We start from the raw sequence: 26,096 nt of genomic DNA on the forward strand, positions 1-26,096 counted from the left end.
ATTAAAAAACATAACCTCACTGTAATTTCTACAGTGAGGTTTTTTATTTTAAAAGATGGAAATTAAAGAGATTTACAATTTATATTCTAAACATTTTCTTGTTGACACAGACACAAGAAATATTAGAAAAAACACCTTATTTTTCGCATTAAAAGGCGATAATTTTAATGGAAATCTATTTGCAGAAGAAGCAATTAAACAAGGTGCTCTTTATGCAATTGTTGATGAAGAACTGTACAAAAATAATACAAACATTATTTTTGTTGATGATGTTTTAGCAACACTGCAACAGCTCGCAAATTACCATAGAAAAGTTTTAAACATTCCTATTATTGGTCTTACAGGCAGTAATGGAAAAACAACTACAAAAGAATTAATCAACACTGTTTTATTAAAAGCCTACAAAACAACGGCAACCAAAGGAAATCTAAACAATCATATTGGTGTGCCACTTACGTTACTTTCTATGACTCCTAAAACGGAAATAGGTATCGTAGAAATGGGTGCAAATCATAAAAAAGAAATTGCCTTTTTATGCACTATTTGCGAACCAGATTTTGGATACATCACCAATTTTGGAAAAGCGCATTTAGAAGGTTTTGGAGGTATTGAAGGTGTTATTGAAGGTAAAAGTGAATTATATGCTTACTTAGAAAAAAATAATAAAAGTGCTTTTATAAATCCTGATGACGTTATTCAGGTTGAGAAATCAAAAAAACTAAAAACAATTCCTTTTATTAATAACCTAGAGTACTTAGAAGTAAATCCTTTTGTTAAATTATCTTTAAATACTAATAAGATTCAAAGTAATCTTATTGGTCAATATAATTACACAAACATTGCTGCAGCTTGTACAATTGGACATTATTTTAAAGTTTCTGATAAGAAGATTAAAGAAGCTATAGAAGGCTATATTCCAGATAATAACCGATCTCAAATCATACAAAAAACTGAAAACAAAATTATTTTAGACGCTTACAATGCTAATCCGACAAGCATGAAAGCTGCGCTTGAAAATTTTGAAACCATAAAAGAAGCTAATAAAACGGTTATTTTAGGTGATATGTTTGAATTAGGAAAAACAAGTTTAGAAGAACATCAACGTATTGTAAACACCGTAGAAAAATTACATTTTGATAATTGCTTTTTTGTTGGTGAGATTTTTTACCAAACAAAAACAAAGAATAAGCAGTTTAAAACCTTTGAAGACTTGTTAGCGCATCTAAAAAACAATCCTCTTAATCTTCAATCAATTTTAATTAAAGGCTCAAGAGGAATGCGTTTAGAAAGGTTATTAGATTTTATTAATTGATATTATTCTTATGGTATTCCAATAAATTATCAATAGGTCTTTGTATCACATCTGTAATTACTAAATTATTCTTTTTAGCAACTTTTTCTAAAGTGTCTCTAAAATAATGAGCTATAGAACCAATAAAGTAAATTGGGGTTTCTGTACCTTTATTATAAGGTAGTATTCTGTATTTAAAAAACTCTTGAAATCCTTTCTTTATGATTTTTTTAATGTATTTATCTTCTTTAAAATCAAACATAAATTTTGCAAAAGAAGCTAAATACATATTAGGATTAGATGCTCTATATAAATTTTTCTTTATGGTATCTGCATCCAAATCAAACTCTTCGTTAAATTTCTCTGCTATTACACTTGGCATCGTTTTATAGAAATAATCAATAATCAATTTCTTACCAAAGTAGTTGCCACTTGCTTCATCCATTAAGATATAACCAAGAGAAGGTACTAACATTTCCATTTTGTTACCATCATAATAACAACTGTTAGAACCAGTACCTAAAATACATACTAAAGCAGGCTCTTTACCCGTTGCTGCATAAACAGCTGCTAACATATCTTCTGAAATAAAAATTTTAGCATTGACAAAAATAGCCTCTAAAATATTTTTTAAAATCTCAATTGGTTTTGGTGTTCCACAGCCAGCACCATAAAAATGAATTTCTTCAACATCATCTTTTATATTAATAAGTTGAAACATATTAATAATTCTATTATGCAATTCTTCTTCAGGAACAATAGCTGGGTTTAAACCTAAAGTTCTTACTCTAAATGCTTCTTCTTTGTTTTTATCAATAGCAATCCAATCTGCTTTTGTAGAACCTCCATCTGCAATTAAAATCATAATTATTTTGTTTTACTCAAAGATATCACAAGTAAAACTCCTATACAATAGTAAAACAATTTTCAATCGTTTTCGTATTAAATATTTCTTTTGATTATAGATAAGATTAAAAGAAAACATTAAATTATTGTAAATTTGTATCAAATAAAATGATATGATCTTTTTTAAAAAGAAACAAATTGCTTTAAATAATTTTTTTCCAAATAATTTTGTAGATATTCATTCACATTTTCTTCCAGGAATTGATGATGGTGCCAAAAATTTAGATAATTCTATTGAATTGATTTCTAAAATGGCTTCATACGGAATAAAAAACATCATAACTACTCCGCATGTATTGGGTGATGTTTATCAAAACTCTTCAGAAACTATAAAAAGTAAATTAGAAGAAGTAAAAGCAGCGCTTAAAAAAAGAAATATAACGGATGTTACTATAAGAGCTGCAGCAGAATATATGATGGATGAACAATTCTCTGAACTTTTAGAAAAGAATGATATTCTTACTTTGAAAGACAAGTATGTACTTGTTGAAATGTCTTATTTCAGTGCACCAATTAACCTTTATGAAATCTTATTTGAAATTCAAGTTAAGGGTTATAAACCTGTATTGGCACATCCAGAACGTTATAATTTTCTCCATACGAATATCGATAATTATTATAAGCTTAAAAAAGCAGGATGCTTGTTTCAGTTAAACTTATTGTCTCTAACCGAACAATATGGAAAAGGAGTACAGAAAATGTCTGAAAAGCTTTTAAAAGAAAACCTATATGATTTTGTTGGAACAGACACTCACCACAAAAATCATTTAGAATTACTTAAAAAAATTGGTACTAAAAAGAACTTAGAAAAAATTAAACATCTTTTAGAGAACAACAACAAGTTTATATAAAAAAAAGCATCCAAAATAGATGCTTTTTTTTTAACTTAAAATTCTTTTATACCAAGGTTTCTTAACATCCTCGACATAACCATTTCCGTAGCCATAGCCGTAACCATAGCCATAACCATAGCCTCTAGTCATATCTGTATCATTTAAAACGATAGCCATATTTGGTAATTTCTTTTCGTTGTATAATGTTTGTACTATATTAAGCATACGCTTATCTAAATAATTTGCTCTAGATACATATAAAAACATATCTGCATATTTAGAAACTAATAGCGTATCCGTAACTAGGTTTACAGGAGCAGTATCCACTATAATATAATCGTAATCTTTTTTAACTTGGTCGAATAACTCTTTAATTTTACCCGTTAAAAGTAATTCCGCAGGGTTTGGAGGTATTACACCAGATGCAATAATATCTAATCCTTTAATTTCAGGAATAGAAAATTTAACATCATTTAAAGATAACTTATCGTTTGTAATATAATTTGTAATTCCTTTTCGTTCAGGAATCCCTAGGTACTCTGTAACTTTAGGCGCTCTAAGATCCATCCCCATCAGTAAAACTTTTTTATTAGATAAAGAAAGAGCCGCTGCAAGGTTAATCGAAATGAAAGATTTCCCTTCGCCACTTGTAGTAGACGTAATAAATATTGTCTTACCTAAATCACTATCTTTATGATTAGACAACATAAAATCTAAATTCGTTCTAATCAAACGAAAAGCCTCTGCTGTACTTGTTCTTGAATCATTACCGATAACAATTTTCTCATTTGTTTCAGAATGAGGTACATCCCCTAAAAAAGGAACTGTTGTTAACTCTTCTATATCCTTACGAGTATGAATCTTTGTATCTAATAAATTTTTAACATAAAGAATTATAAAAGGGATTATAAGACCAATTAGCAAAGCTCCAAGATAAATAATATTTCTTTTAGGAGAAACTGGATTATTAGAACCATAGGCAACATCAATAATTTTTGCATTTGGAACTGTTACCGCTAGTGATATTGCTGTTTCCTCTTTTTTCTTTAATAAATAAGAGTATAAACCAGAAATTATTTCTTGTTCTCGTTCAATATCTATATATCCTCTTTCTAAAGAAGGGATTGCCGAAACTTTACTATTTATTCTATCAACTTCCTTATTAATTTGATCATATTGTGTTTTTAATGAAGTAATTAAGTTTGAAATACTATTTTTTAAGTTTATTTTTAAGGAGTTTATTTCTTTTTGATATTGCATTATTTGAGGGTTTTTAGACCCCGCATTTACACTTAATCGATTTTTAAAAACCACTAATTCATTATAGGCTTTAATAGACTGAGAAATAGAACCTTCAGAAAACCCTAAATTCTGAGGTAATGTTTCGTCTTTATTCGATTGTTTGTTTATATTTTCTAAAACACTCTCAGCAATAGTTAATTCAGTTTTAATCTCAATTAAATTCTGATTATTTGTTGAGGCAGTTTGTAAAGCCAACTCCCCCTCACCTGAAAGACCTGAAATATTATTATCCGTCTTAAATTTCTTGACTCTATCTTGTATAGAATTTAAATCTTTACCAATTGTAAATAACCTTTCATCAATAAAATTTTTAGTTTTTTGTGAAATTTCATTTTTATCCTTGATGGCATCTAAATTATATTGAGTCACTAACTCATTTAAAAAATCTTCGGCTTTTTCTTTAACAGGATGTATAAAAGACAATTTTAAAACACTAGAATTTTTGTCTACTGAACTAATGCTTAAAATAGAACGATACCCATCAATCACTTTTGATTTCTTATAAAGAGAAACAAAAACTGTAGTACTCTCTTTAAATTGAAATTTATTTCTTTTTACTACTCTAAAATCACCAATACCAGAACTAATAACTTCATCAAAAGAATGCGTAGAGATCAAATTATCTTCGACATCTTTTAATTCAAATTTATCAGATGATACAATGTTCACACTAAAGGAGGTGTCTTTATCTTTTTTTAAGAGTTCATCATCCTTCGATTCAAATAAAATCTTAATTAAATTTTCACCATAGCTTTCCGTTTTTTTAACTCTTCCTTGAGAAAAATAAATCATCGTTAAATTTAACGTATCTACCACCGTCCCAATAATTTTTCTAGACTTTAATATCTCAACTTCATTATCCGTATTATTTACAGATCCACCACCTACAATCCCCATATCTTTAAAGGCCTCTAGTTCTTTAGAAATACCCGACTTTTGATTGTCTTTAATCAGTATTGAAGTCGTTGCACGATACTTAGGTGTTGTATATCTTAAAAAAATGAAAGCACCTATTAGTGAGATAATAATTCCTAAAACAAACCACTTCCAATGAAACATATATTTTTCAAGTTCTTCTCGAATATCTAAAGTACCTGAATCGTCATTCGAATTAAAAGCAGATTTTTCTTTATGTATTTGCATTTTTTATCTTGTTAGTAAAGAAACTATAGTAATAATAAGTCCTGTAACTGAAATGAATAAACTAGTGTTTGAATTTGATGATGCTGATTGAATTCTTGCTTTATTATGTTCTACATAGACTACATCATTTTGTTGTAAATAGAAAACCGGAGAAGTCAATGTTTTATTGGATAATAAATTTACCTTATACTTTACTTTTTTATTATTTTCTTCTCTAATTACCATCACATTGTCTCTACGTCCAGAAATATTTAAATCCCCAGCTAAACCTATAGCATCTAAGATACTTACTCTTTCATTTGGTATGGTAAAAGTACCTGGATTTTTCACATCTCCATACACGGTTACTTTAAAATTGGCTATACTGATATTTATTGTTGGGTTGTCTATATAGTCCGGTGATAATTTATCCTTTAACATCTTAAAAGCCTCTTCTCTAGAGAGACCGCCTAATTTTAATTTCCCAAAAATAGGGAAATCTATTTCTCCTTTACTGTCTATTAAATAAGTCTGTTGTTTAGCCGTACCTGTAGCTAAACCTGTCGTGCTAAAAGATACTGCTGGTAAATTAAAAGGTATAGCCGCCTCAACATCAACTGATGAAATTGTTATTTGTAGTAAATCATCTGGTTTAAAAATAGTCTTAAAATTATTACTTACAGCACTTTGTTCAATCTCATCAAATTGAAAATAGGCAATATCCTTGTTAGAAACACAAGAAGATGTTATCAATATTAAAAAAAGGATTGTTATTTTAACTTTAATCATTTATGCTTTTTTTTTTGCAAAAATACTATTTTATTTTAACTTCAGAATTTTTTACATCTAATATTTCAAATTCAGAATTATTAGAAACATATTCTGGCACCAATTCTTTCATTAATTTTACAAGGTCACTATTGTTTAAGCTGTTAAAGTTAAGTGCCAAATCATCAATTTTCATTTTAACAATAGAATTGTCTAACTTTTGCGTTTTTGCAATCATTATTTTATCATGATAAGTCTTGGTGGTGTTTTCTCCATCAGCCAACAATTCTTCATATAATTTTTCTCCAGGTCTTAACCCAGTAATTTTAATATCGATATCTTCAGGGTAATTCAATCCAGATAAATAAATCATTCTTTTTGCTATTTCAAAAATTTTAACAGATTTCCCCATATCAAAAATATAAATCTCACCACCTTTCCCCATGGTACCCGCTTCTAAAACTAAACTACAGGCTTCTGGTATGGTCATAAAATATCTTGTAATTTTTTTATGCGTAACTGTTAAAGGTCCTCCATTTTCTATTTGTCTTTTAAACAACGGAATTACAGAACCATTAGACCCTAAAACATTACCAAACCTTGTAATTGTAAATTTGGTTTTTTTAGCGTTTTTACTAACACTACTAATGTATAATTCTGCAATTCTTTTAGAAGCCCCCATTACATTTGTTGGGTTTACAGCTTTATCTGTAGAAATCATCACAAACCGATCTATTTTGTATTCAATAGATAAATCTGCTAAATTTTTTGTTCCTAAAACATTCACTTTAATTGCTTCGTAAGGAGACTTTTCCATCAAAGGAACATGCTTATACGCTGCCGCGTGAAAAACTCTTTTGGGCTTGTATTTTTTAAAGATACGTTCTACTTTAAATCGATCTCTAACATCCGATACAATGGCTACAAAATTGGTAATTCCTTTCTGAATTAACTCTTGCTGTAAATCGTATAAAGGCGACTCTGCTTGATCTATTAACACAATTAACTTACAGTTATACAAACTTAATTGTCTAGAAATCTCACTACCTATAGACCCTGCTGCTCCTGAGACCAATACCACTTGGTTGTCTACTTCTCTTTGTACAATAGGATTATCTATAATAATGGGTGCTCTATCTAATAAGTCCTCAATTTTAATTTGTCTAATTTGATTTGCATTTAAATCACCATCAATCCATTTAGATAAAGGAGGTACAATTTTTACATCAATATCTAAATCTATAAACTTATCTGTAATGGCTAATAATCTATTGGGCTTGATATTTTGAATAGAAATAATTACCTCATCTACAGCGTGTTTTTCTATAAACTTTTTTGTAATTATATTTGGATTAAAAATCTTTACTCTATCAATTTTTTTTCCTATTTTATTTTTGTTATCATCTATAAACCCAATAACATCATAATTGTTTTTTTTGTCTCTATTTAAAGCACTAAAAGCAATAATACCAGAATCTCCTGCTCCATAAATAAGTACATTATGTATGGCATCTAACTCTGTAGATAGTACTTCTATAAAAGCTTTAAAAATAAATCTACTTAAAATAAGCACCAAAGCAGTTACTAAGTAATGAATGATAATTATTGACTTTGGTATGTAAAAAGAATCTATTACCTTAAAAAAAACATTAAAAGTAACTGCCAAAAGAAGCAATAAACATAATAAAGTACTAGCTATAAAAACATTAAAAGCATCTCGAACTCCCGTATGTCTAATAATACCTTTATAAGACCCTACTGTTAAAAAACTTAAAACAGCAAAAATCAACACAACGGGCATTTGTGCTAATACGTTAGAAACATTAAAATTAAAGCTAACATTGAATCGAATAAAATAAGCGATAAAAAAAGAAACGAATACTAAAAATAAATCTATAAAAAAAACTACCCATTTAGAAGCATATTTATCTAACGTTCTTAACACAAAATTTCTTATCATTATTTCAAGGTTCTAGTTTGTTGACAAATCTACAAAATTTTCTTTACTGATGTTAAAATTCTCTCTAAATCATTTCTATTCAGATTAGACCCAGATGGTAAACATACCCCATTATTAAAAAGACTTTCTGCTATTTTAGTCCCATAATAAGGGTACTTCTTAAAAACAGGCTGTAAATGCATCGGTTTCCATAAAAATCTACTTTCAATGTTATTTTTGTTAAACATTGCCATAAGTGTGTGCTTAGTAAAAACAGTGTTTTCTCCATCAATTTTGATACAACTTAGCCAATGGTTTGAACAAAAATCTCCCGAAGGTTCTTTTAATAGTGTAATATTGCTAAATTTAATGAAATATTTTTTATAAAAATCATTTACATCTAAACGTCGTTTTAGATACTCTGCTAACTTTTTAAATTCAGAAATACCTATAAAGGCAGCAAAAGAATTCATCCTATAATTAAAACCAATTTCTTTATACTGATAGTAATTTACATTTTCCCTTGCCTGCGTTGCATAAAAAATTGCTTTCTGCTTTTCCTCTTCTGTTTTACAAATTAAAACGCCACCTCCTAAGGTGGTTACAATTTTATTATTATTAAAAGAAAGAATGCCAAAATCACCAAAAGTACCGCATTTTTTTCCTTTATATTCAGAACCTAAGGCTTCTGCAGCGTCTTCAATTAAAGTAATCTTGTATTTACGAGAAACCGCAACAATTTCATCAATCTTTGCCGGCATTCCGTAGGAATGGACAAAAATAATTGCTTTTGGTTTTCTCCCTTTAGCAATCCGATCCTTTATCGCTAGTTCTAATTGCACAGGACACATGTTCCAAGTCTCTTTTTCACTATCAATAAAAATAGGTGTTGCTTTTTGATATATAATAGGATTTACTGTTGCTACGTATGTGAAAGACTGACATAAAACTTCATCTCCCTCTTCTACTCCACTTAAAATTAAGGCTAAATGAATGGCAGCAGTACCCGAATTTACTGCAACCACTTTTTTTTCTTTTTTATAAAACGTCTCTAAAGTTTGTTCAAATTGATTGATAAAACTGGTATCAACCGAAGAAAAAGGTGTTTTTAAATCAATATCTATAATAGATTCCGATAAAGAAATTTTATGATTCATTCTTTAAGGCTACTTTTTTCTGAATCGTTTTAAAAAGCAAAATATATGCAATTATAAAGCCTACAATTAATCCGAAGAAAATTAAAAATTGACTAGATACGTCTAATGTATAGGTCTTATAGATTACTAAATTGATTATTATCTGAAGTACTCCATAAATACCCGCAACTTTTAAATGAGACATTTTATATACATCTACCAATTTCTGATAAATATGATGTCTATGTGCTTCAAAAATACTTTCTTTTGTAAAAAGTTTTCTATACAAGATGGTATTACCTGCATCTGCACCATAAACTATTACTAATAATATGATTAAAGGAGATGATAATTTAACTGCAAATAAAAAGCCTAGAAAAAAGACTAACATTCCTACAGCGATACTACCAATATCACCCGCAAAAAAGAGTGCTTTCCTTCTAAAATTATAAAACCCAAAAACGATTAAAGACAGTAATGGATATATAATTAAGTTATCATCTACTAAATGTTCGCTCCTATTTATAACAAACAACCCTAATAAAACACAGATACTATAAATCCCTGTAATTCCGTTGATGCCATCCATAAAGTTAAACATATTTACAACCCCAATTCCCATAATTAAATAAAAAACAAAAAGGTAAATAGGTGTAAACGGAAAACTTACTTGGTATAAAATTAAAAAAACGGCTAAAAACTGAAAAGGAAATCTAATTTTAGAGCTTAATGTATAGATATCATCTAAAAAGCTAACAATAGAAATTAAAAAAACACCTAATAAAAAATAAGGATACTGGTAATCATTTAGAAAAAAGAACAATAAAATTGAAATAGGAAAAATAATTCCTCCCCCTCTAACGGTTATTTTTGTGTGAGAACTTCTTTGATTGGGTTTGTCAATAATTTTAAACTTTACCGCTAATTTTAAATAGAGAAAAGAAATGACTGCTAATAGTACTAAAATAAAAAAATATTTTTCCATAATCTAAAATGATGCAATTGTTTTTTGTAAGCCTTTTTCAGCTGACAAAGGTAAGTTTTTTTGCATTGCTTTTTTTATCTTTAAATTAGAAACCTCATAATTTTCGGTAAGCTTTTGCAGTCTTTCTGAGTTTATTGGTAATGGTAAAACGTCACCAATTTTAGCTATTAATTTAACCAAACCTTTAGGTACATTTACTATTTTTGCTTGTTTATTAACAACATCTCCAATAATAGACACTAATTGGTTTGTAGACAAACTCTCATCATCTGCAATATTGTAAATACCTGATGCTATATTTGTGTTTTCTATTAATTCATTAATAACAAAACATAAATTATCTACAGAAACAAAAGATCTTTTATTTTCATATTTACCAAAAGGATATGGAATTCCTTTGGAAACAAAACTATATAATAAATTTAAGTTTCCTTTATTATTAGGACCATGAATCATACAAGGTCTTAAAATATAGACTCTTTTGTTGTCAGGAATTTCTTGTGCTAAAATATATGTTTCTGCGGCTAATTTAGATTTTCCATACACCGTAACTGGGTTTGGCTTTACTTCTTCGGTTAAAAGACCTTCTACTTCGTCTGCAGCAGCTTTTACAGAACTCATGTAAATAAATACTTCACAATCGCTTTGTAAAAACTGATCGAAAAGTGATTTAGTTAGTTCTGTATTTACTTTATAATACTCAGAATCATCAGATGTTTTTTTTAAATCATGCGCTTTACCAGCCAAATGAATAAAGCTTTTAGATTGATTTAGTTTTTCTATATTTAAAGTATCATAACTCAACTCCTCTAAAATTGGAGTTCTAGAAACACCTTTTGTATTCTTACCATTTTGGTTTAAATACTTAATAAGATTTATACCAACAAAACCTTTATTCCCTGTTATTATATGCAAGTTCGTATTCAAACTATTTTTTATTTAAAAATCCTATTATTTTCCAAAAACCTCTTAATTGTACTTTTAAATAACTAAATTTTATAGAATTTCTAGTCAATGCTTTTTTAATTTCTTTCGATATCAATTGATAACTACTCACACCAGAACTACTTAAACCACCAATTAACATAGAAGTTGTGGTAATGTTAGAAAATTTCCAAGTAATTTTATGCTTTAAAAAAAATCGAGTAATCAACTCATAGTCTGCACCGATTGTAAAATCTAATTGATAATCTCCAAATTGATCAAATAATTCTCTTTTAAAAAAAATGGCAGGATGCGCAGGCATAAAACCAATTTTTAGCTTCTCTGGATTCCAATTTTTAGCAGAATATTTTCTTACTGTTTTTCCTTCTTCATTAAATTGTAAAATATTACCTACAGAAGCATCTATTTCTTTATTTTGTAAATGAAAATTGGCTATATTTTCTAACACATGGTCATCTGTAAAAATATCATCAGAATTTAAAATACCTACCAAATCTCCAGTAGCCATTTTAATTCCTTTGTTCATGGCATCATACAAACCTTTGTCTGGTTCAGAAACCCATTGGGATACTAGTTCTTTATATTTTTGTACAATATCTAATGTAGTGTCTTTAGACCCTCCATCTACAACAATATATTCTAAATTTTTATAAGTTTGACTTTGTACAGATTTAAAAGTCTTTTCAATTGTTTTAGCACTATTGTAACAGACTGTAATTATAGATATTTTCATTTTAAATATTTGTCCTTTTTAAATAACTAATAATTTCCTTAGCGTTGTCATCTATAATTTCTGACAAAGAAACTTTTTCAATCTGAGTTTTTATAGTATTCAATTTATTAATATTTAATCCGTCAATAAAATTAGAAATTAAGATATCATTTGTAGCATCTATAGCATAACCACATTTAAAACGCGATACTTTTTCAGCTAAAAAAGTATCATGACTAACTACTATGGTCTTTTTAAAATACAATGCCTCATATAGTTTATTTGGTTCTGCAACTCTTTCATTTAGGGTTTTAATGTCGTAACAAGCAATAACAACATCTAAACTACTATATATTTTTTGTAGATCTTCCGGGTTTTTAAACGCTCCGTGAAACTTCACGTTTTTATACTTATTAGCTAAATCGATAGCTAAAGGAGTTAAGTTAGAATCTCCCCAAAAACTAAATTCATGTTGAGGATAATTTTTCCCTATTACTTCTGCAAATCGAAAGACAGTATTAGGATACCTAAATGCTCCAACATAAGAGAATACAATTTTATCAGAACTTCTAACTTCATTAAAATCCCTAGAGCTATTTAACATATTTGAATTCACTCTATTGGGTTGAACAATTACATTTTTCTCATTCATTAGAGGAAAAAAATAATTATAAAAACCTTCTGAAGTCATAATAGTTAAAACAGATTTTTTAATAATCCATTTATCAAGTGTTCTAAATAACTTAATTACATTCTTATTATCAAAATATGTATAAACCAAATCTGAAATTTCGTAAATATAACTTGCTCCAGAAAACATCTTACAAATTAGAGCAATATCAAATGAAAAAGCGTAGAATAACACATCTTCATTTTTAACTTTTTGAAAAATTTCTTTCAAACGTTTTTTGGCATAAAAAAATTTCTTAAAATAGCCAGATCCACTCAAAGCAAAACCAAGGTCATTAATTTTTACTCCGTTAATATCCGCATTAATATTATACACACCTCTATTAAAGCCATAAACCTCAACAGAATAGCCATTTTTAATAAAACTTTCTACCCTTTTAATACATCTAGGTTGAGAAATAGAAGCTAATAAAAATATAATTTTTTTATTCTCCATTACTTATTTCCTATTATCTCTACAATTCTCTGGCAAGACTTTCCATCTCCATAAGGGTTTTGGGCTTTGCTCATTTTGTTATAATACTCTTCGTCTTCTACTAGTTTAGACACTTCAAATACTATCTTTTCTGTACTTGTTCCAACAAGTTTTACCGTTCCTGCTTCTAGCGCTTCTGGTCTTTCTGTTGTATTACGCATTACTAATACTGGTTTACCCAAACCAGGTGCTTCTTCTTGTATACCTCCACTATCTGTTAATACGATATCAGATTTATTTAACAAATACACAAAAGGTAAATAATCTAAAGGCTCTATAAAATAAACATTACTAGGTGTTTCTTTATTAAAGACTTCATTAATAGGTTTACGTACATTTGGGTTTAAATGCATTGGGTATATAAAATCTACTTCAGGAAATTTTATAGATAGTTCTTTAATAGCTTTGCAGATATTTAAAAAACCTTCTCCAAAATTCTCCCGTCTATGTCCTGTAATTAGTACTTTTTTATTTTTTGATGCTTTTAAATTTGTGTACCCTACACTTTCAATCAAAGTTTCAACTTTTATAGCTGTTTCTGGGTCGTTCTTCATAACATCAATTACATAATACAACGCATCTATAACCGTATTTCCTGTTACAGAAATAGTAGATTCTAAAACCCCTTCTTTTTGTAAATTAACTTTACTTAATTCTGTAGGAGCAAAATGAAAATTAGCAATTCTACCCGTTATTTGTCTATTCATTTCTTCTGGCCAAGGACTATAAATATCATTAGTTCTTAAACCAGCCTCTATATGTCCAACTGCAATTCTTTGATAAAAAGCAGCCAAAGAAGTAGCTGTAGAGGTAGTGGTATCTCCATGTACTAAAACCAAATCTGGAGTAGTTTTAGTCAGTATATCTCTCATTCCTAATAGCACACGCGAAGTAATGTCATATAAATCTTGACCATGTTTCATTATATTTAAATCATAATCAGGTACAATTTTAAACAAACTTAATACTTGATCTAACATTTCTCTATGTTGCCCAGTAACACAAACAATTGTTTCAAATTGATTAGGATATTTTTGAAATTCTTTTACCAATGGAGCCATTTTAATGGCTTCAGGTCTGGTTCCGAATACTAACATTATTTTTTTCATATCTTTATTTTCTAACTCCACAAAAATCTAATTCAATTTTATTTTCTGTAACAGGCATATTTAAAAACTCTTTGTGACTTACCAACCAAACAATAATATCTGCTTTTTCATAAGCTTCTTTATATGGTGTTAAGTTAAAACTATTATGGCTTTCTATATTAGGCTCTACCACTAATACTTCCGCTCTTGCTTCAGAAATAATTCTTGCAGCAATATATTTTGCAGGAGACTCTCTTAAATCATCAATATTTGGCTTAAAAGCAAGTCCCATACAAGCTACTACAGGATCTCTACCTGTTTTATTTGCAAAGTTTTGACACGCTTCTACAGCCTTATTTGCACACCAATCTGCTTTATAATCATTTGTTTCTCTTACTCTTTTAATAATTTGAGCTTGCTCTGGAAATTCTGATACAATAAACCAAGGGTCTACAGCAATACAATGCCCACCGACACCACAACCTGGTTGTAATATATTTACTCGAGGATGTTTATTAGCCAAAGAAATTAATTCCCATACGTTAATCCCTGCAGTATCACAAATCATTGATAACTCGTTTGCAAATGCAATTTGTGCATCTCTAGAAGAGTTTTCTGTTAATTTACACATTTCTGCAGTACGCGCATTGGTTTTGTGTAAATCTCCATTTACAAATTGCTTATAAAATAATATTGCTTTTTCTGAAGAAGCATCATTAATACCACCTATTACTCTATCATTGTTCTCTAGCTCAAACAATACATTTCCTGGTAATACTCTTTCTGGGCAATATGCTATGTATATTTTATCTTTTAACTCCGGACGTTCTGTAAAAATTAATTCTGCCATTTTTTCAGTTGTCATAACTGGAGACGTTGATTCTATAACATATAAATCTCCTTCTTTTAAAAAAGGAATTACCATACGTGTTGCAGATTCTACATAAGAAATATCTGCTCTTTTATTCTGTTTAAAAGGCGTAGGTACCACGATAAAAAAAGCATCTGCTTCTTCTGGCTTTAGAGAGGCCTTTAAAAAACCTTTTTGTACTACCTCTTTTACAACTTTGTCTAAATCTGGTTCTACAATATGTATTTCCCCTTTATTTATTGTATCTACTACATCTGGGTTTACATCTACACCTATTACTTTTATTCCTTTACTTGCAGCAACTGCTGCTGTTGGTAAGCCAATATAGCCTAACCCCATAAAAACTGCTTTCATAACATTATAAATTAAAAAATTGTTTGATTTTAATAATTAACTTGGTTCTTGAAAAAAACATAAATAAATTTATTGATTGCATAATTTTTTTTAGCCGCTCAATAAATAGTTTTTTTAAAAATTTCTTTTTTTCATTTTCATATTTGGTGTCATTAAAAAACTCACGAGGTAGTAGAATATTTTTAGAAACTTGTTTAAATAACCCTAACATATGTTCCCTCCATATTTCTTCAGATAATTTATCTACATGTAATTTTCTAGAACTAGCATAAAATCTTACGTAATTTTCGTGGTTATTAATTATATCTATAATTTTATTAATATACGGATTTGCATCATTTTCTGGTAAAACAAATCCAGTAACATCATTTTTTATTAACTCTGATGAAGCATGCTTAGAGTCCGCAACCATAGGAATGGTACCAAAGGAAATAGCTTCTAATAGAGAGATTGGGCACCCTTCTTTTTTTGATGGTAATAAAAATATATTGCTGTTTTTAATAATATCAGTTGCCTTATCTCGATGAATTAAATTTGTGAAAATTATTCTTTCATCATTCTCAATCAAATCACTAATACATCCAGTATTATATACTCTATTTCCAGGTAATTTTGTATTACCTAGCCAATAAAACTTAAAAGGAAGAGTTGTTTTTTGTAATGCTTTTACAATAGAAAAAACTAACTTCGGGTTTTTATGTAAACTACTTCCTCCAGGGAAAGTAATTGACAATGGTTTATTATTAATTTTTAAATCATTATTACCTTTATATGTTTCATAAAAATTATAAATAACAATTACTTTACCTATTTCTTTTATGTTGTAGTATTCTTCTAAAAAAGTTTTTCCTTCATTTGATAAAGCTATTATATTATTATAATACTTAAAGTTAAAACCAGCTACAACTGCTAACTGACCATCAATAAAGTGGCTTATTGATATTTTAATGATATTGATATCAATATAAGGAATGGTAACAGAAAATAATTGAAAATTACTATTTACAATTATACATGGCTCAATCAATTTCACTAAATCTAAAAACTTGTTTGCATTTTTAGATGATAAATCTGTAGTGTTAATCTGATATACTTCTTTAACTAGGTATTTATTTTCATCAGAAATATTATCTCCAGATAAAACATAACAATCATATTTTTCATGCATCAATTTAAGAAAATCAATTCCATAGGAAGATATTCCACCTCCATTATAACCAATTGATGATGACAATAATAATAATTTCATTTTTTATTAAATTTTTATTAAATTTTTAGATGAAAATATTCTAGCTAATACAAACCCAGTACAAGGAGTCGTATAACTCCAGTTTAAAAAAGAGCCTTCCACCATAATTAAGACAAATATTGTAGCAATAGAGACCATACAAACACCAGATTCTGTACCTCCTTTAAATAGATAATTATTTAGATGAAAAAAGAACCTTCTTACTAATAGTAGCAAAATAAATAAAACACCAGCCAAACTAAAAGTGTAAAAGAGCTCATAATAAGGAGAATCCATATACTTTCCTGTATCAGCATCTGTCATTGTTCTTTTACTTACAAAGCCTCTTGGAAAAACGTATTCTTCATAGGTATCAACAAACTCGCTAATTGCATTTGTTCTAATATCATCACTATCATTTTCTTCCCCAGTAAACAATTGTTCTGTTTTTGTAAATATTCTATAATGTAACGTTGGTGATACATTATAAACATATTCATCTGCCAAAGGATATAAAATAACTAAAAATGAAGTTATAACTCCAAGTGTTATTATTTTTTTTATAATTCCATTAATTGAAATCTTCATTGTCAGCATTAAACTTAACCCAAAAGATATTATAAATATAATTATTTGTCTTCTTGTTCCTGTTGAAAGTGACAATATTAGGCCAGACAAAAAAGCAATTACGATGTATTTTTTCTGTTTAAAGAAGAATGGAATTGACATTGCCAAACTTAAGGTTATCATATTGCCATATACCGCAATTGTTTTACCTTCTGCCATATCATTTGCCAACATATTAACAAACAACAAACTATCTAACAACCAACCAAATACGGAACCTAAACTAATAAATAAGATGTATGAAAAATTGTTGATTTTTTTATCTTTAAAAATTGAGAAAAAAACTAACATGTAAAAATAACCTCTAACCGTAGATAAAATAGAAACTAAGCCAAAATTACCAACTAAAAAACTTATAGCGATTAATAAGAGTATTAATACACCACCTATTATAAAAGTATTCCAATTAATTTTGAGATCCATTCTCTTTTTTAGAAAAAAATAAAATGGAAAAAACAATAACTCGGGTAACGCTAAAGGTAAACGTAAAATACCCAATGTTATTTTAGAAGACAAGGGAGAAAAGACAATAAAACCACATAATAATAATATTATTATCGTTTTAAAATCTAAGTTTATTTTTAAATTTTGATTACTAATATTCCCCATTCTAAAGTTTACCAAATATTTTATCAAAACGATTCATCCACGTATGCTCTGCAGCTGCTCTTTCTCTTGCGCACCTCTTCATATTAGAAGTTAATGAATCATTTTTAGGATCTAAATAAAATTTAGCTTTCGAAATTAATTCTTCATTAGACTTATACAATACAATCTCTTTATCTTCTTTAAAGTAACTTGCTAATTCTTCTGTATAACTAGCAATTTCCAAACCTCCAGACATTGGAATCTCAAAAGTACGTAAATGCATTTTATGAATAGGAGTATCTAAAACATACGTGTTTCTTAACTCTGTTATATTTAATGATAATGAACTACTAGAATAGGTTTTCTGCATATCTAAAAATGAAACAGACGGTAAACATTCTAAATTATTATTATGCTCTAGTATAGAATTATCTGCATTAAAAAACTTATTTTTAACAGCACCATACAGTACCTTTCTACCAATATTAAAGGTTAACATTTCTAACGTTTTATTGAGCAATTTTAAGTAGTCTTTATTTACTACTTCTACTTTATCATTATTGCTTTCTACCAAACTATTAGAATATACTTTACATAAAAGATTAGATTGTGTTAATTTATTTATTTTATTAACCCTACCTCCATACGGAGAACCAATAAAATTAATAGAATTATCAATTTCTCCCCAATAAGGGTTAAAGTTATATGGATTTGCAGCATACGTCTGAAAAACAATATTTTTACATCCCCATTTTTTAAACATTCCTATAGTTTCTTGCGAGGTTAACCACACAATATCAAAAAAAGGTGCAATAGCCTTGTGCATAAATGGTGCATGCAAATTATCAAAACAAATTAACAATGTAGGTAGTCCAATCTTTTTTACTTCTTGGATGGTTTCTTCAAATATAATTTCAGAACTAACACACGTCATAAATAAATCAAAACTTTTTGTTTTTAAATAATCACAAAGTTTTTCATTAGCTTCTTCTGTAGAAGAATATGTTATAGGATTGAATACCTCTATTTGATGACCATTCCTTTCTAGTTCATCAAATATATGTACACGTTGCCATTGATGCATGTATGAGCTTGTCTCTTCAAAAAAATAAATTATTTTCATTTGTTCTGATTATTCAGTTTAACCTTATAATTACTTAGAAGTGAATAAATAGACAAAAAGAGATCACCAATAAAAATGGGTAATGAGAAAATAATTTTATATTTCCATCCAAAATTCTTTTTATCTACAGTTTTTAAAATATTCTTGACCTCTTTTTTATACGCTCCACTTCTTCTATATGCTACCATTTGGTTTAGCTTCATCTGGTCTAATAATATTTTTAACTTAGTATTCTTTAAAGCATCTTTATCAAATTTAGACATAAAAGAAATCCAATGTTTCGCCAATAAGGGTAATTTACCTCTTACCTTAGAACTTACAGGAACATCAATATTATAAAATGAGAAGGGGCCTTTATTAAGGTAACCAACATTAGAAATAATAGCAATTCTTAAAAAAAGATCATAATCTTCAAAAACATATATTCTTTCATCAAAGCCACCAACCACATAAGTAACAGCTTTTTTTATTACTACGGATGAAGTATGCAGCGGAAATCTAGATTTTTGAAAAAAATTATTAATTAAGTTAAAATTATAATAGTTGTCTTTTTCTGGGAAATAGTTTTCTTCATCTAAAGCTATTCCGTTTTTTACACGTGCAAATTTAGCTCCATAAATAGAATTGTGAGGATAAGTATTTATTAAGATATTCATTTCTTCTAAAAAAGAAACATCCCAATAATCATCTGCATCTAAAAAAGCGATATGTTCATTTTTTGCTAAACGAATTCCTGAGTTTCTTGCAGAAGATACTCCTCCATTTTTTTGATGAAATACTCGTATTCTAGCATCTTTTAATTTGTATTGATCACAAATTTCTCCACTTTTATCAGAGCTTCCATCATTTACAAGTATTACTTCAAAATTAGCATAAGATTGACTTAAAACACTTTCTAATGTTTTAAGAATATAAGCTTCTTTATTATGAACAGGAATTACTACTGAGAAAGTATTCATTTTTAATATTTAATTAATAACCTTTATTTTAAAGCCTTAGTAAGGTAATTTATTGATTTTCTTTTCTCGTTTTCGAGCAATTCATTAACCTTTACGTAATCTATTGAACTTAATAATTTATCTGTATCTACCTCTTCTATAGAATTAACTAATCGATCCGTTAAACCTAATAAGTTAAGAATTGATGTAAAACGTGATATACCTCTCTTTTTATTCCCTATTGCAATAAATTTTTTATTGAAAATTATTGAAAAAACGGTTCCATGAAACGAATCTGTAATAACATATTCTGCATTTAGAAAATCACTTAACCATTTCCCCACCGTAGGAAGAATGTATTGGTCTATGTTGTTTCTTCTTTCTTCTGTAAAACCTGTATCTGGTTCTACATATATTAATTTTACATTAAGTTGCTTGGCGATGTTTTTTAGTTGAGCTATTTTTTCATCAGAAGTATCTAAAACATACGCCATTAAAGTTTTTTCTTTACAAATAAGTTCTTCTTTAGTTATTAAACTTAAATACTCTTCTTTACTTAATAATAAAGTAGGATCTAACACATGCGTTGCTTTTGCCCCTAAATATGTATTACATAATGATACCCCTGAATCTTCACGAACAGAGACTGCATCAAAATTTTTAATTAAAGAACTGCATTTTTTAGTTTCTTCTGGGGTAAACTCCCATGAATCAACTCCGAAGGAAGCTGCGTAAGATAGCTTCTTTACTTTTTTAGGATTGTCTTTTTCTATAAAATCTAAAAAATAATTATAAATAGAAGGAGAATACTTAGGTCTCCAAACTTGATCGCTCCCAACAATAAAAGCATCATAGTCCTTAATCATTTCCTTTAACTCTGCAGTACTTGATACTGTTTTTGTTAAAGATATATTACCTTTTATAAAAGCACTTGTATTTTTTGCCATTATTTCTTCTTCTTTTTCAGAAGGTTGCAACGGAAAAACTTCAATATCTTTTCTTCTTTTAATATATTTTAAAAGAACTCTTTTAATAAAATTTTCTAATATTTTTAATTTTGTTTTTGGTAAAAAAAACCTATTTACAGTGGTTGCATCATGTCCTAATTTAGATAAGCTCTTTTGCAAGGCATATGCTTGTAAAAGCCCACCGTAATTAGATTTTAAAGGTTGTGTTAATATTGCTATTTTCATAATTTTACTATTTTTAAATTATAAATCTTTCTGTAATTCACTGTATAATAACATCAATACACCTTGAGCCATATCATGAATTAAACGAGCTTCTGGCCCAGACCCTATAGAAATACTAGGCGAATTAAATCCAACCTGCCCATTAGTATGAATAAAAGGTGACAAAGTCGAGATAAGCTGAGAGCGATTTATTAAAATTTTTTCTTCTTTAAAAAGAAAATAAAGTAGAGGTAATGATGAACTCATATCTATTTCTTTTGATCTTCCTGGGAATTGTGTAAATAAACCATTCTTCATCGATTTCAATAAAGTCTTAGAGAAAGCATCTATCATTAAACGTGTGTGTTTATTTAATTTTTCCTTTTCAACAGAAGACAAAGCTAAAGCATACCAAGCCATCCCTCTTCCCCAATTACTAGAACCAATTTTCATTTTTGACACTAAATTATAGCCCTGAGAAGGAACGCCTGTTATATTATCAACTCCATATTTTGAATAATTATCTATAAGTTTAACACAAAGCATTGATGCTCTTTCATTATTAAAAACTCTTCCATAATCAGACAAAAAAGGACATACAAAACCCAACAAATCAACATGTTGCTCATCTCCTTGCCTATAAGAAATTAAATCATACTTAAGATCTAAGTTACTTAACGTATTAAAAATTCCTTCAGCAAATTTTTTATAACGGTTATCCTTTGTTCTTGAAAAGAGTTCAATTGCAATACTACCATAAATAGCTTGATCAGTTCGCAATATTTGTATTGTATCATCCTCTAAAAAAGCAGAATCAAATCTAGTCTTTATATATGCACATAATTCATCATTACCATCTATATAAGCTGCTTTCAAAGAATTTAACATTAAATAACCATGTTCACCAAAATTATAAGTAATTATATCATCTTTAAAAAACACATTATACACATTTGATTTAAAATTAGAAGGAGTAAATACATTATTGTCAAAAACATACTTTGCTGCTAACCTTTTCTTTGTACCCTCTGTAATTAGTTTACTAAAATCATCAGGTTCCAAGTTTGATGTTAAGACAGAGACAGAGCTATTCTGATATTTTTGATTTAATATTGGTAAAACATCCACACGAATAAAAAAAATATTTAACAAAAATGAGAGGAAAAGTATACCAAGAACAAATACTTTATTTAATCGACTATCTAGCAATTTATATATTTTTATCATTTTACTCAAAACTCTTTTTTTAAACACCAATACTTCACTTCCAAATATCAACATTTGACTTCCAAAAGGAAACCAACTTATATAATATAATAACGTATTTTTTTTACTAACAGCAGTATCATTTAAATCTGAATAAACCTCTCTTAAACGATTCGTATTACCAAATTTAGCAGACAATTTAAATTCTATTAAAAGGTATCTATCCTTGATAAATTTTAAATATTTCACCTTTTCTACCACAGGCATAAAAGTCATTTTATCAAGTGTATTAATTAAGGTATTTTCATATGCTGCATTCCGTTTACATATCTCATCATATGATTTCGTAACCCCCTTACTATGTGACTCTTGTCTAACTAAAATAGCACATAGGGTCTCATTTAGCAAATAGCACTTTTGATTGTAAAACAGTGGTAACATAATTTGCCAGTTTTGTCCTCCATCTTTAGTTGTATAAATTTCTCTTTCTGTTATCTTTTTTAATAAACTACTAGTCTTAACCATGTAACAAATTGGCTGAAAATAAAAATTGTTTTTGCAAAACATTGAATCTTCAAATAAATCAGCCTCTTTATTTTGATACCTATCAGTTTCTAAATTACCGATTAAGTCAAGTGTATATTCATCTAAAAGCTGGGCAGAACATCTAACTACACTAACATTATCACAACTATTATCTAGTGCACAAACCATCTTTTCAATAGCAAAATTACTTACATAAAAGTCGTCAGAATCTGGCCACGTTAAATAATCTCCATTAAATAATTTTAATCCTTTATTAATTGCTTCTGCCTGTCCAGAATTTTTCTGATAAATATATGACAAAGAATATCCTTTCGAATTAAACTTAGGGATGTAAGATCTAACAATTTTTTCAGTGGAATCTATTGAGCCATCATCTATAAATATCATCTCAATATTAGCGTAGGTTTGACTTAACACAGAATCCAACAGCCGTGATACAAATTTATCACCGTTATAACAAGGAGTTATGATACTAACTAAAGCAGGTTTATTCATGAAATTTATTTTTAATTTTTATTATATTTTCTCTAATAAACATTTTCTCTGTAGCATCTAGTCCTAAAAGATATACAAAAAATGAAATACTGAAAAGAGTTGCTAAACTAACAACAAACAACCTTAATAAACCTATCTCTAAATAGTAATGCAAACAAAACGGAAGAATAATAGATAGAATACATACGCCACCTGCCCTTATAACTACTTCTAATAAATAGTCCCTAATTTTAATACCTATAAGACCTCTAACTATTAAAAGCCTTAAAAATAATGAAATTACAGAAGTAACAATACTAACATAAAAGACCACTTGAGGGTTAAATCCTAATTTTAGAAAGATAAATGAAACTGGTATAATTAAGATCAATAAGATCCCAATAACTATTTGATATATTTTAATATTTCCTGTTGCCTGTGCCGCAACACCTAAAGATCCTGATAAATTACTTAGTACCACATTAATCAACATTAGTTGAGTAAAAACAGCAGCATATTCTGGTACAGTTTTTAACCATATCTCTAATAATGTTTGTGTCTCCAACACTACTGGAAGAGCAAAAATAAAAATTAAAAATAAAGAATACTTAGCTCCTTTGTATATTAAATCAAACATATATGTCATGTCTCCAGACGCATAAGACTTTATTATTTGTGGATTTAAAGCCGTTTGAAAATTAATAACAAAATTATTGACCATAGCTTGAAGTCTATAAGCAATACCGTATGATGCGTTTATTATAGGTCCAAAAAATATATTTAATAATATATTTAAACCCTGCCCATACATTAGCACTGCAGAATTTCCAAATAAATTCCAGCTAGCAAATTGTAATAATTTTTTAAACAAATTTAAATCCCAAAAAAAAGCGTATTTACTTTCTTTAATATTTTGTCTACAATAAACAGTGTAAATTATTCGTATAATTAAAGAAACTAAGAACATTAGAAATGCATATAACTTTAACTTATCAAATGTTAACCATTGTAACATAAATACCAAAATTAGTTTTAAACTAACTTCTATAATACCTATTACTGCAAAGACCTTCATTTTTTCATGAGCAATAATAATAGCATTGTAAGGAACACTAATTACATTAAATACAAACGTTAAGATTGAAAATTGATATACCCACATAAGGGCTTGATGTCTTTCTACAGGTATCGTTAGTTTATTATAAACAAACCATAAACCAACAGTTTCTGCTAATAATACAATTACAAAAGCAATAACATAATGGATATTTACACTCATACTAAAAACCCTTCCCAACTGAATAGAATCATTTTTCCCTATTTCAAATGTAAGGAAGCGTTGTGTGGCATTAGACATTGAATTACTTAAAATCCCAAACATTGTAACAAATCCCGCTGCAACATTATAAATTCCAAAATCACTAATACCTAATACTTCTAGAACTACTCTAGAAGTATATAACGATATAAGAATGGTGAAAATCATTCTTATATATAACATCCATGTATTCTTCGCAATCCTTCTACTGTTCTGACTATTATTATTTTTCACTTAAAAGACATTAATACTATTATAGAAAATGCGATTATACACAATCATTAACATAGAGGTATTTTAGAATTAATTTATACCTAAATTTATAAAAATTACTCAGCTTGCTTTAATATCTCATGGCCCGCTTTTAGCAAAACAACATCTTTTTTCATTAACGAAACATCACCTAGCATCATATCCTTTACTAAAGAAGCTAAATCGTGTTCTGGTACCCAACCTAATTCATTCTTTGCCTTAGAAGGATCTCCGATTAACAAATCTACTTCAGTTGGACGGAAGTAAGAAGGATCTACAGATAAAACTTCTTTACCAATTTCTACTTGAAAGTCTTTGTGGCTACATGCTACTACATACGCTTTTTCATCTACCCCTTCTCCTTTAAACTCTACCTCTATACCAACTTCACTAAAAGCTAAACGTACAAATTCTCTAACAGTAGTAGTTACTCCGGTTGCAATTACCCAATCTTCTGCCTTATCTGCTTGTAAAATCATCCACATCATACGAACATAATCTTTTGCATGTCCCCAATCACGTTTTGCTTCTAAATTACCTAAAAACACTTTTTCTTGCAATCCTAGTGCAATTTTAGCTACTGCACGTGTGATTTTTCTTGTTACAAAAGTCTCCCCTCTTCTTGGAGATTCATGGTTAAATAAAATACCATTACAAGCAAACATATTATATGCTTCACGATAATTTTTTGTAATCCAAAAACCGTAAATTTTTGCTACCCCATAAGGAGAACGAGGGTAAAATGGAGAAGATTCATCATAGAAACCTCTTTCATTTTTATTTTCTGGCATACCTCCATATAATTCTGAAGTAGAAGCTTGATAAATTCTTGTTTTCTTTTCTAATCCTAAAATCCTTACAGCTTCTAAGATTCTTAAAGTTCCTAATCCATCAACATTACCCACATATTCTGGAGTATCAAAAGAAACAGCTACGTGAGACATTGCGCCTAAATTGTAAATTTCATCTGGTTGACACTCTTGAATAATACGCGTCAAGTTCATCGCATCTGTTAAATCTCCATAATGCAATTTTAATCTTTGATCTGGATCATGTGGATCTTGGTATAAATGATCAATTCTATTGGTGTTAAACAAAGACGATCTTCTTTTAATACCATGTACGATATATCCTTTTTCTAATAATAACTCTGCTAAATAAGACCCATCCTGTCCTGTAATTCCTGTAATTAATGCTACTTTCATGT

The 26,096-nt window shown here is 28.5% G+C and carries 21 protein-coding genes; 2 read left to right on the forward strand and 19 right to left on the reverse strand.

Annotation, left to right across the window (positions count from 1 at the left end):
* Positions 1-55 precede the first annotated feature (55 nt).
* Positions 56-1,312: a UDP-N-acetylmuramoyl-tripeptide--D-alanyl-D-alanine ligase gene (locus GQR92_RS08280; RefSeq protein WP_158838673.1), complete on the forward strand. Its 1,257-nt coding sequence runs from the start codon at positions 56-58 to the stop codon at positions 1,310-1,312.
* Here GQR92_RS08280 and GQR92_RS08285 read toward each other — a convergent pair.
* Positions 1,305-2,156: an N-acetylglucosamine kinase gene (locus GQR92_RS08285; protein ID WP_158838675.1), complete on the reverse strand. Its 852-nt coding sequence runs from the start codon at positions 2,154-2,156 to the stop codon at positions 1,305-1,307. The genes GQR92_RS08280 and GQR92_RS08285 overlap by 8 nt on opposite strands.
* A gap of 154 nt (positions 2,157-2,310) precedes the next feature.
* On the opposite strand from GQR92_RS08285, the gene GQR92_RS08290 reads away from it, so the two are divergent.
* Positions 2,311-3,048 carry a tyrosine-protein phosphatase gene (locus tag GQR92_RS08290; protein WP_158838677.1) on the forward strand — a complete coding sequence of 246 codons (738 nt, stop codon included), beginning with the start codon at positions 2,311-2,313 and terminating at the stop codon, positions 3,046-3,048.
* A gap of 30 nt (positions 3,049-3,078) precedes the next feature.
* On the opposite strand, the gene GQR92_RS08295 is transcribed toward GQR92_RS08290, so the two are convergent.
* The 18 genes from GQR92_RS08295 to gmd all read right to left on the reverse strand — a co-directional run bounded on the left by GQR92_RS08295 (position 3,079) and on the right by gmd (position 26,094).
* The gene (locus GQR92_RS08295) at positions 3,079-5,475 is read right to left on the reverse strand and encodes a GumC family protein (protein ID WP_158838679.1); all 2,397 of its coding nucleotides are present in this window, start codon (positions 5,473-5,475) and stop codon (positions 3,079-3,081) included.
* 3 nt (positions 5,476-5,478) lie between these two features.
* Positions 5,479-6,243: a polysaccharide biosynthesis/export family protein gene (locus GQR92_RS08300; RefSeq protein ID WP_158838681.1), complete on the reverse strand. Its 765-nt coding sequence runs from the start codon at positions 6,241-6,243 to the stop codon at positions 5,479-5,481.
* A gap of 25 nt (positions 6,244-6,268) precedes the next feature.
* A complete protein-coding gene (locus GQR92_RS08305) occupies positions 6,269-8,182 on the reverse strand; it encodes a nucleoside-diphosphate sugar epimerase/dehydratase (protein ID WP_158838683.1) in 1,914 nt (637 codons plus the stop codon).
* A 29-nt stretch (positions 8,183-8,211) separates the two neighbouring features.
* Positions 8,212-9,318 (reverse strand): aminotransferase class I/II-fold pyridoxal phosphate-dependent enzyme, encoded by a 1,107-nt coding sequence (locus GQR92_RS08310; RefSeq protein ID WP_158838685.1) that lies wholly within the window; start codon positions 9,316-9,318, stop codon positions 8,212-8,214.
* Positions 9,308-10,282, reverse strand: a complete 975-nt coding sequence (locus GQR92_RS08315; RefSeq protein WP_158838687.1) for an MraY family glycosyltransferase — start codon at positions 10,280-10,282, stop codon at positions 9,308-9,310. The genes GQR92_RS08310 and GQR92_RS08315 overlap by 11 nt, the downstream gene beginning before the upstream one ends.
* Positions 10,283-10,285: 3 nt before the next feature.
* Complete coding sequence (locus tag GQR92_RS08320; protein WP_233270079.1) at positions 10,286-11,209, reverse strand: NAD-dependent epimerase/dehydratase family protein; 924 nt, start codon at positions 11,207-11,209, stop codon at positions 10,286-10,288.
* A gap of 1 nt (position 11,210) precedes the next feature.
* Positions 11,211-11,960 carry a glycosyltransferase family 2 protein gene (locus tag GQR92_RS08325; protein ID WP_158838689.1) on the reverse strand — a complete coding sequence of 250 codons (750 nt, stop codon included), beginning with the start codon at positions 11,958-11,960 and terminating at the stop codon, positions 11,211-11,213.
* A 1-nt stretch (position 11,961) separates the two neighbouring features.
* On the reverse strand, positions 11,962-13,065 hold the full coding sequence (locus GQR92_RS08330) for a glycosyltransferase (RefSeq protein ID WP_158838691.1): 1,104 nt from the start codon (positions 13,063-13,065) through the stop codon (positions 11,962-11,964).
* Positions 13,065-14,213 carry a non-hydrolyzing UDP-N-acetylglucosamine 2-epimerase gene (gene wecB, locus GQR92_RS08335; RefSeq protein ID WP_158838693.1) on the reverse strand — a complete coding sequence of 383 codons (1,149 nt, stop codon included), beginning with the start codon at positions 14,211-14,213 and terminating at the stop codon, positions 13,065-13,067. The genes GQR92_RS08330 and wecB overlap by 1 nt, the downstream gene beginning before the upstream one ends.
* A gap of 4 nt (positions 14,214-14,217) precedes the next feature.
* Entirely contained in the window at positions 14,218-15,417 is a 1,200-nt protein-coding gene (wecC, locus tag GQR92_RS08340) for a UDP-N-acetyl-D-mannosamine dehydrogenase (protein WP_158838695.1), read from the reverse strand.
* A 4-nt stretch (positions 15,418-15,421) separates the two neighbouring features.
* Entirely contained in the window at positions 15,422-16,666 is a 1,245-nt protein-coding gene (locus GQR92_RS08345; protein WP_158838697.1) for a glycosyltransferase family 4 protein, read from the reverse strand.
* A 6-nt stretch (positions 16,667-16,672) separates the two neighbouring features.
* Positions 16,673-17,695: a hypothetical protein gene (locus GQR92_RS08350; protein WP_158838699.1), complete on the reverse strand. Its 1,023-nt coding sequence runs from the start codon at positions 17,693-17,695 to the stop codon at positions 16,673-16,675.
* A gap of 187 nt (positions 17,696-17,882) precedes the next feature.
* Positions 17,883-18,983, reverse strand: a complete 1,101-nt coding sequence (locus GQR92_RS08355) for a glycosyltransferase family protein (RefSeq protein WP_158838701.1) — start codon at positions 18,981-18,983, stop codon at positions 17,883-17,885.
* Entirely contained in the window at positions 18,980-19,942 is a 963-nt protein-coding gene (locus GQR92_RS08360; protein ID WP_158838703.1) for a glycosyltransferase family 2 protein, read from the reverse strand. The genes GQR92_RS08355 and GQR92_RS08360 overlap by 4 nt, the downstream gene beginning before the upstream one ends.
* 23 nt (positions 19,943-19,965) lie before the next feature.
* Positions 19,966-21,114: a polysaccharide pyruvyl transferase family protein gene (locus GQR92_RS08365; protein ID WP_158838705.1), complete on the reverse strand. Its 1,149-nt coding sequence runs from the start codon at positions 21,112-21,114 to the stop codon at positions 19,966-19,968.
* Positions 21,115-21,132: 18 nt separating this feature from the next.
* Positions 21,133-23,340 carry a glycosyltransferase gene (locus GQR92_RS08370; RefSeq protein ID WP_158838707.1) on the reverse strand — a complete coding sequence of 736 codons (2,208 nt, stop codon included), beginning with the start codon at positions 23,338-23,340 and terminating at the stop codon, positions 21,133-21,135.
* Entirely contained in the window at positions 23,333-24,871 is a 1,539-nt protein-coding gene (locus tag GQR92_RS08375; RefSeq protein WP_302849604.1) for an oligosaccharide flippase family protein, read from the reverse strand. The genes GQR92_RS08370 and GQR92_RS08375 overlap by 8 nt, the downstream gene beginning before the upstream one ends.
* Before the next feature lie 95 nt (positions 24,872-24,966).
* Positions 24,967-26,094: a GDP-mannose 4,6-dehydratase gene (gmd, locus tag GQR92_RS08380; RefSeq protein WP_158838709.1), complete on the reverse strand. Its 1,128-nt coding sequence runs from the start codon at positions 26,092-26,094 to the stop codon at positions 24,967-24,969.
* Between the last annotated feature and the right edge of the window lie 2 nt (positions 26,095-26,096).

The sequence above is a fragment of the Polaribacter sp. L3A8 genome, assembly GCF_009796785.1.
Classification (GTDB): Bacteria; Bacteroidota; Bacteroidia; order Flavobacteriales; family Flavobacteriaceae; genus Polaribacter.

Bases quoted from the DNA above. Each gene is read 5' to 3' on its own strand.
- GQR92_RS08325 (WP_158838689.1), bottom strand. From the start codon at position 11,960: ATGAAAATATCTATAATTACAGTCTGTTACAATAGTGCTAAAACAATT.
- GQR92_RS08310 (WP_158838685.1), bottom strand. From the start codon at position 9,318: ATGAATCATAAAATTTCTTTATCGGAATCTATTATAGATATTGATTTA.
- GQR92_RS08345 (WP_158838697.1), bottom strand. From the start codon at position 16,666: ATGAAATTATTATTATTGTCATCATCAATTGGTTATAATGGAGGTGGA.
- GQR92_RS08315 (WP_158838687.1), bottom strand. From the start codon at position 10,282: ATGGAAAAATATTTTTTTATTTTAGTACTATTAGCAGTCATTTCTTTT.
- GQR92_RS08330 (WP_158838691.1), bottom strand. From the start codon at position 13,065: ATGGAGAATAAAAAAATTATATTTTTATTAGCTTCTATTTCTCAACCT.
- gmd (WP_158838709.1), bottom strand. From the start codon at position 26,094: ATGAAAGTAGCATTAATTACAGGAATTACAGGACAGGATGGGTCTTAT.
- GQR92_RS08370 (WP_158838707.1), bottom strand. From the start codon at position 23,340: ATGAATAAACCTGCTTTAGTTAGTATCATAACTCCTTGTTATAACGGT.
- GQR92_RS08300 (WP_158838681.1), bottom strand. From the start codon at position 6,243: ATGATTAAAGTTAAAATAACAATCCTTTTTTTAATATTGATAACATCT.
- GQR92_RS08285 (WP_158838675.1), bottom strand. From the start codon at position 2,156: ATGATTTTAATTGCAGATGGAGGTTCTACAAAAGCAGATTGGATTGCT.
- GQR92_RS08355 (WP_158838701.1), bottom strand. From the start codon at position 18,983: ATGAAAATAATTTATTTTTTTGAAGAGACAAGCTCATACATGCATCAA.
- GQR92_RS08365 (WP_158838705.1), bottom strand. From the start codon at position 21,114: ATGAAAATAGCAATATTAACACAACCTTTAAAATCTAATTACGGTGGG.
- wecC (WP_158838695.1), bottom strand. From the start codon at position 15,417: ATGAAAGCAGTTTTTATGGGGTTAGGCTATATTGGCTTACCAACAGCA.
- GQR92_RS08295 (WP_158838679.1), bottom strand. From the start codon at position 5,475: ATGCAAATACATAAAGAAAAATCTGCTTTTAATTCGAATGACGATTCA.
- GQR92_RS08290 (WP_158838677.1), top strand. From the start codon at position 2,311: ATGATCTTTTTTAAAAAGAAACAAATTGCTTTAAATAATTTTTTTCCA.
- GQR92_RS08360 (WP_158838703.1), bottom strand. From the start codon at position 19,942: ATGAATACTTTCTCAGTAGTAATTCCTGTTCATAATAAAGAAGCTTAT.
- GQR92_RS08350 (WP_158838699.1), bottom strand. From the start codon at position 17,695: ATGGATCTCAAAATTAATTGGAATACTTTTATAATAGGTGGTGTATTA.
- wecB (WP_158838693.1), bottom strand. From the start codon at position 14,213: ATGAAAAAAATAATGTTAGTATTCGGAACCAGACCTGAAGCCATTAAA.
- GQR92_RS08305 (WP_158838683.1), bottom strand. From the start codon at position 8,182: ATGATAAGAAATTTTGTGTTAAGAACGTTAGATAAATATGCTTCTAAA.
- GQR92_RS08280 (WP_158838673.1), top strand. From the start codon at position 56: ATGGAAATTAAAGAGATTTACAATTTATATTCTAAACATTTTCTTGTT.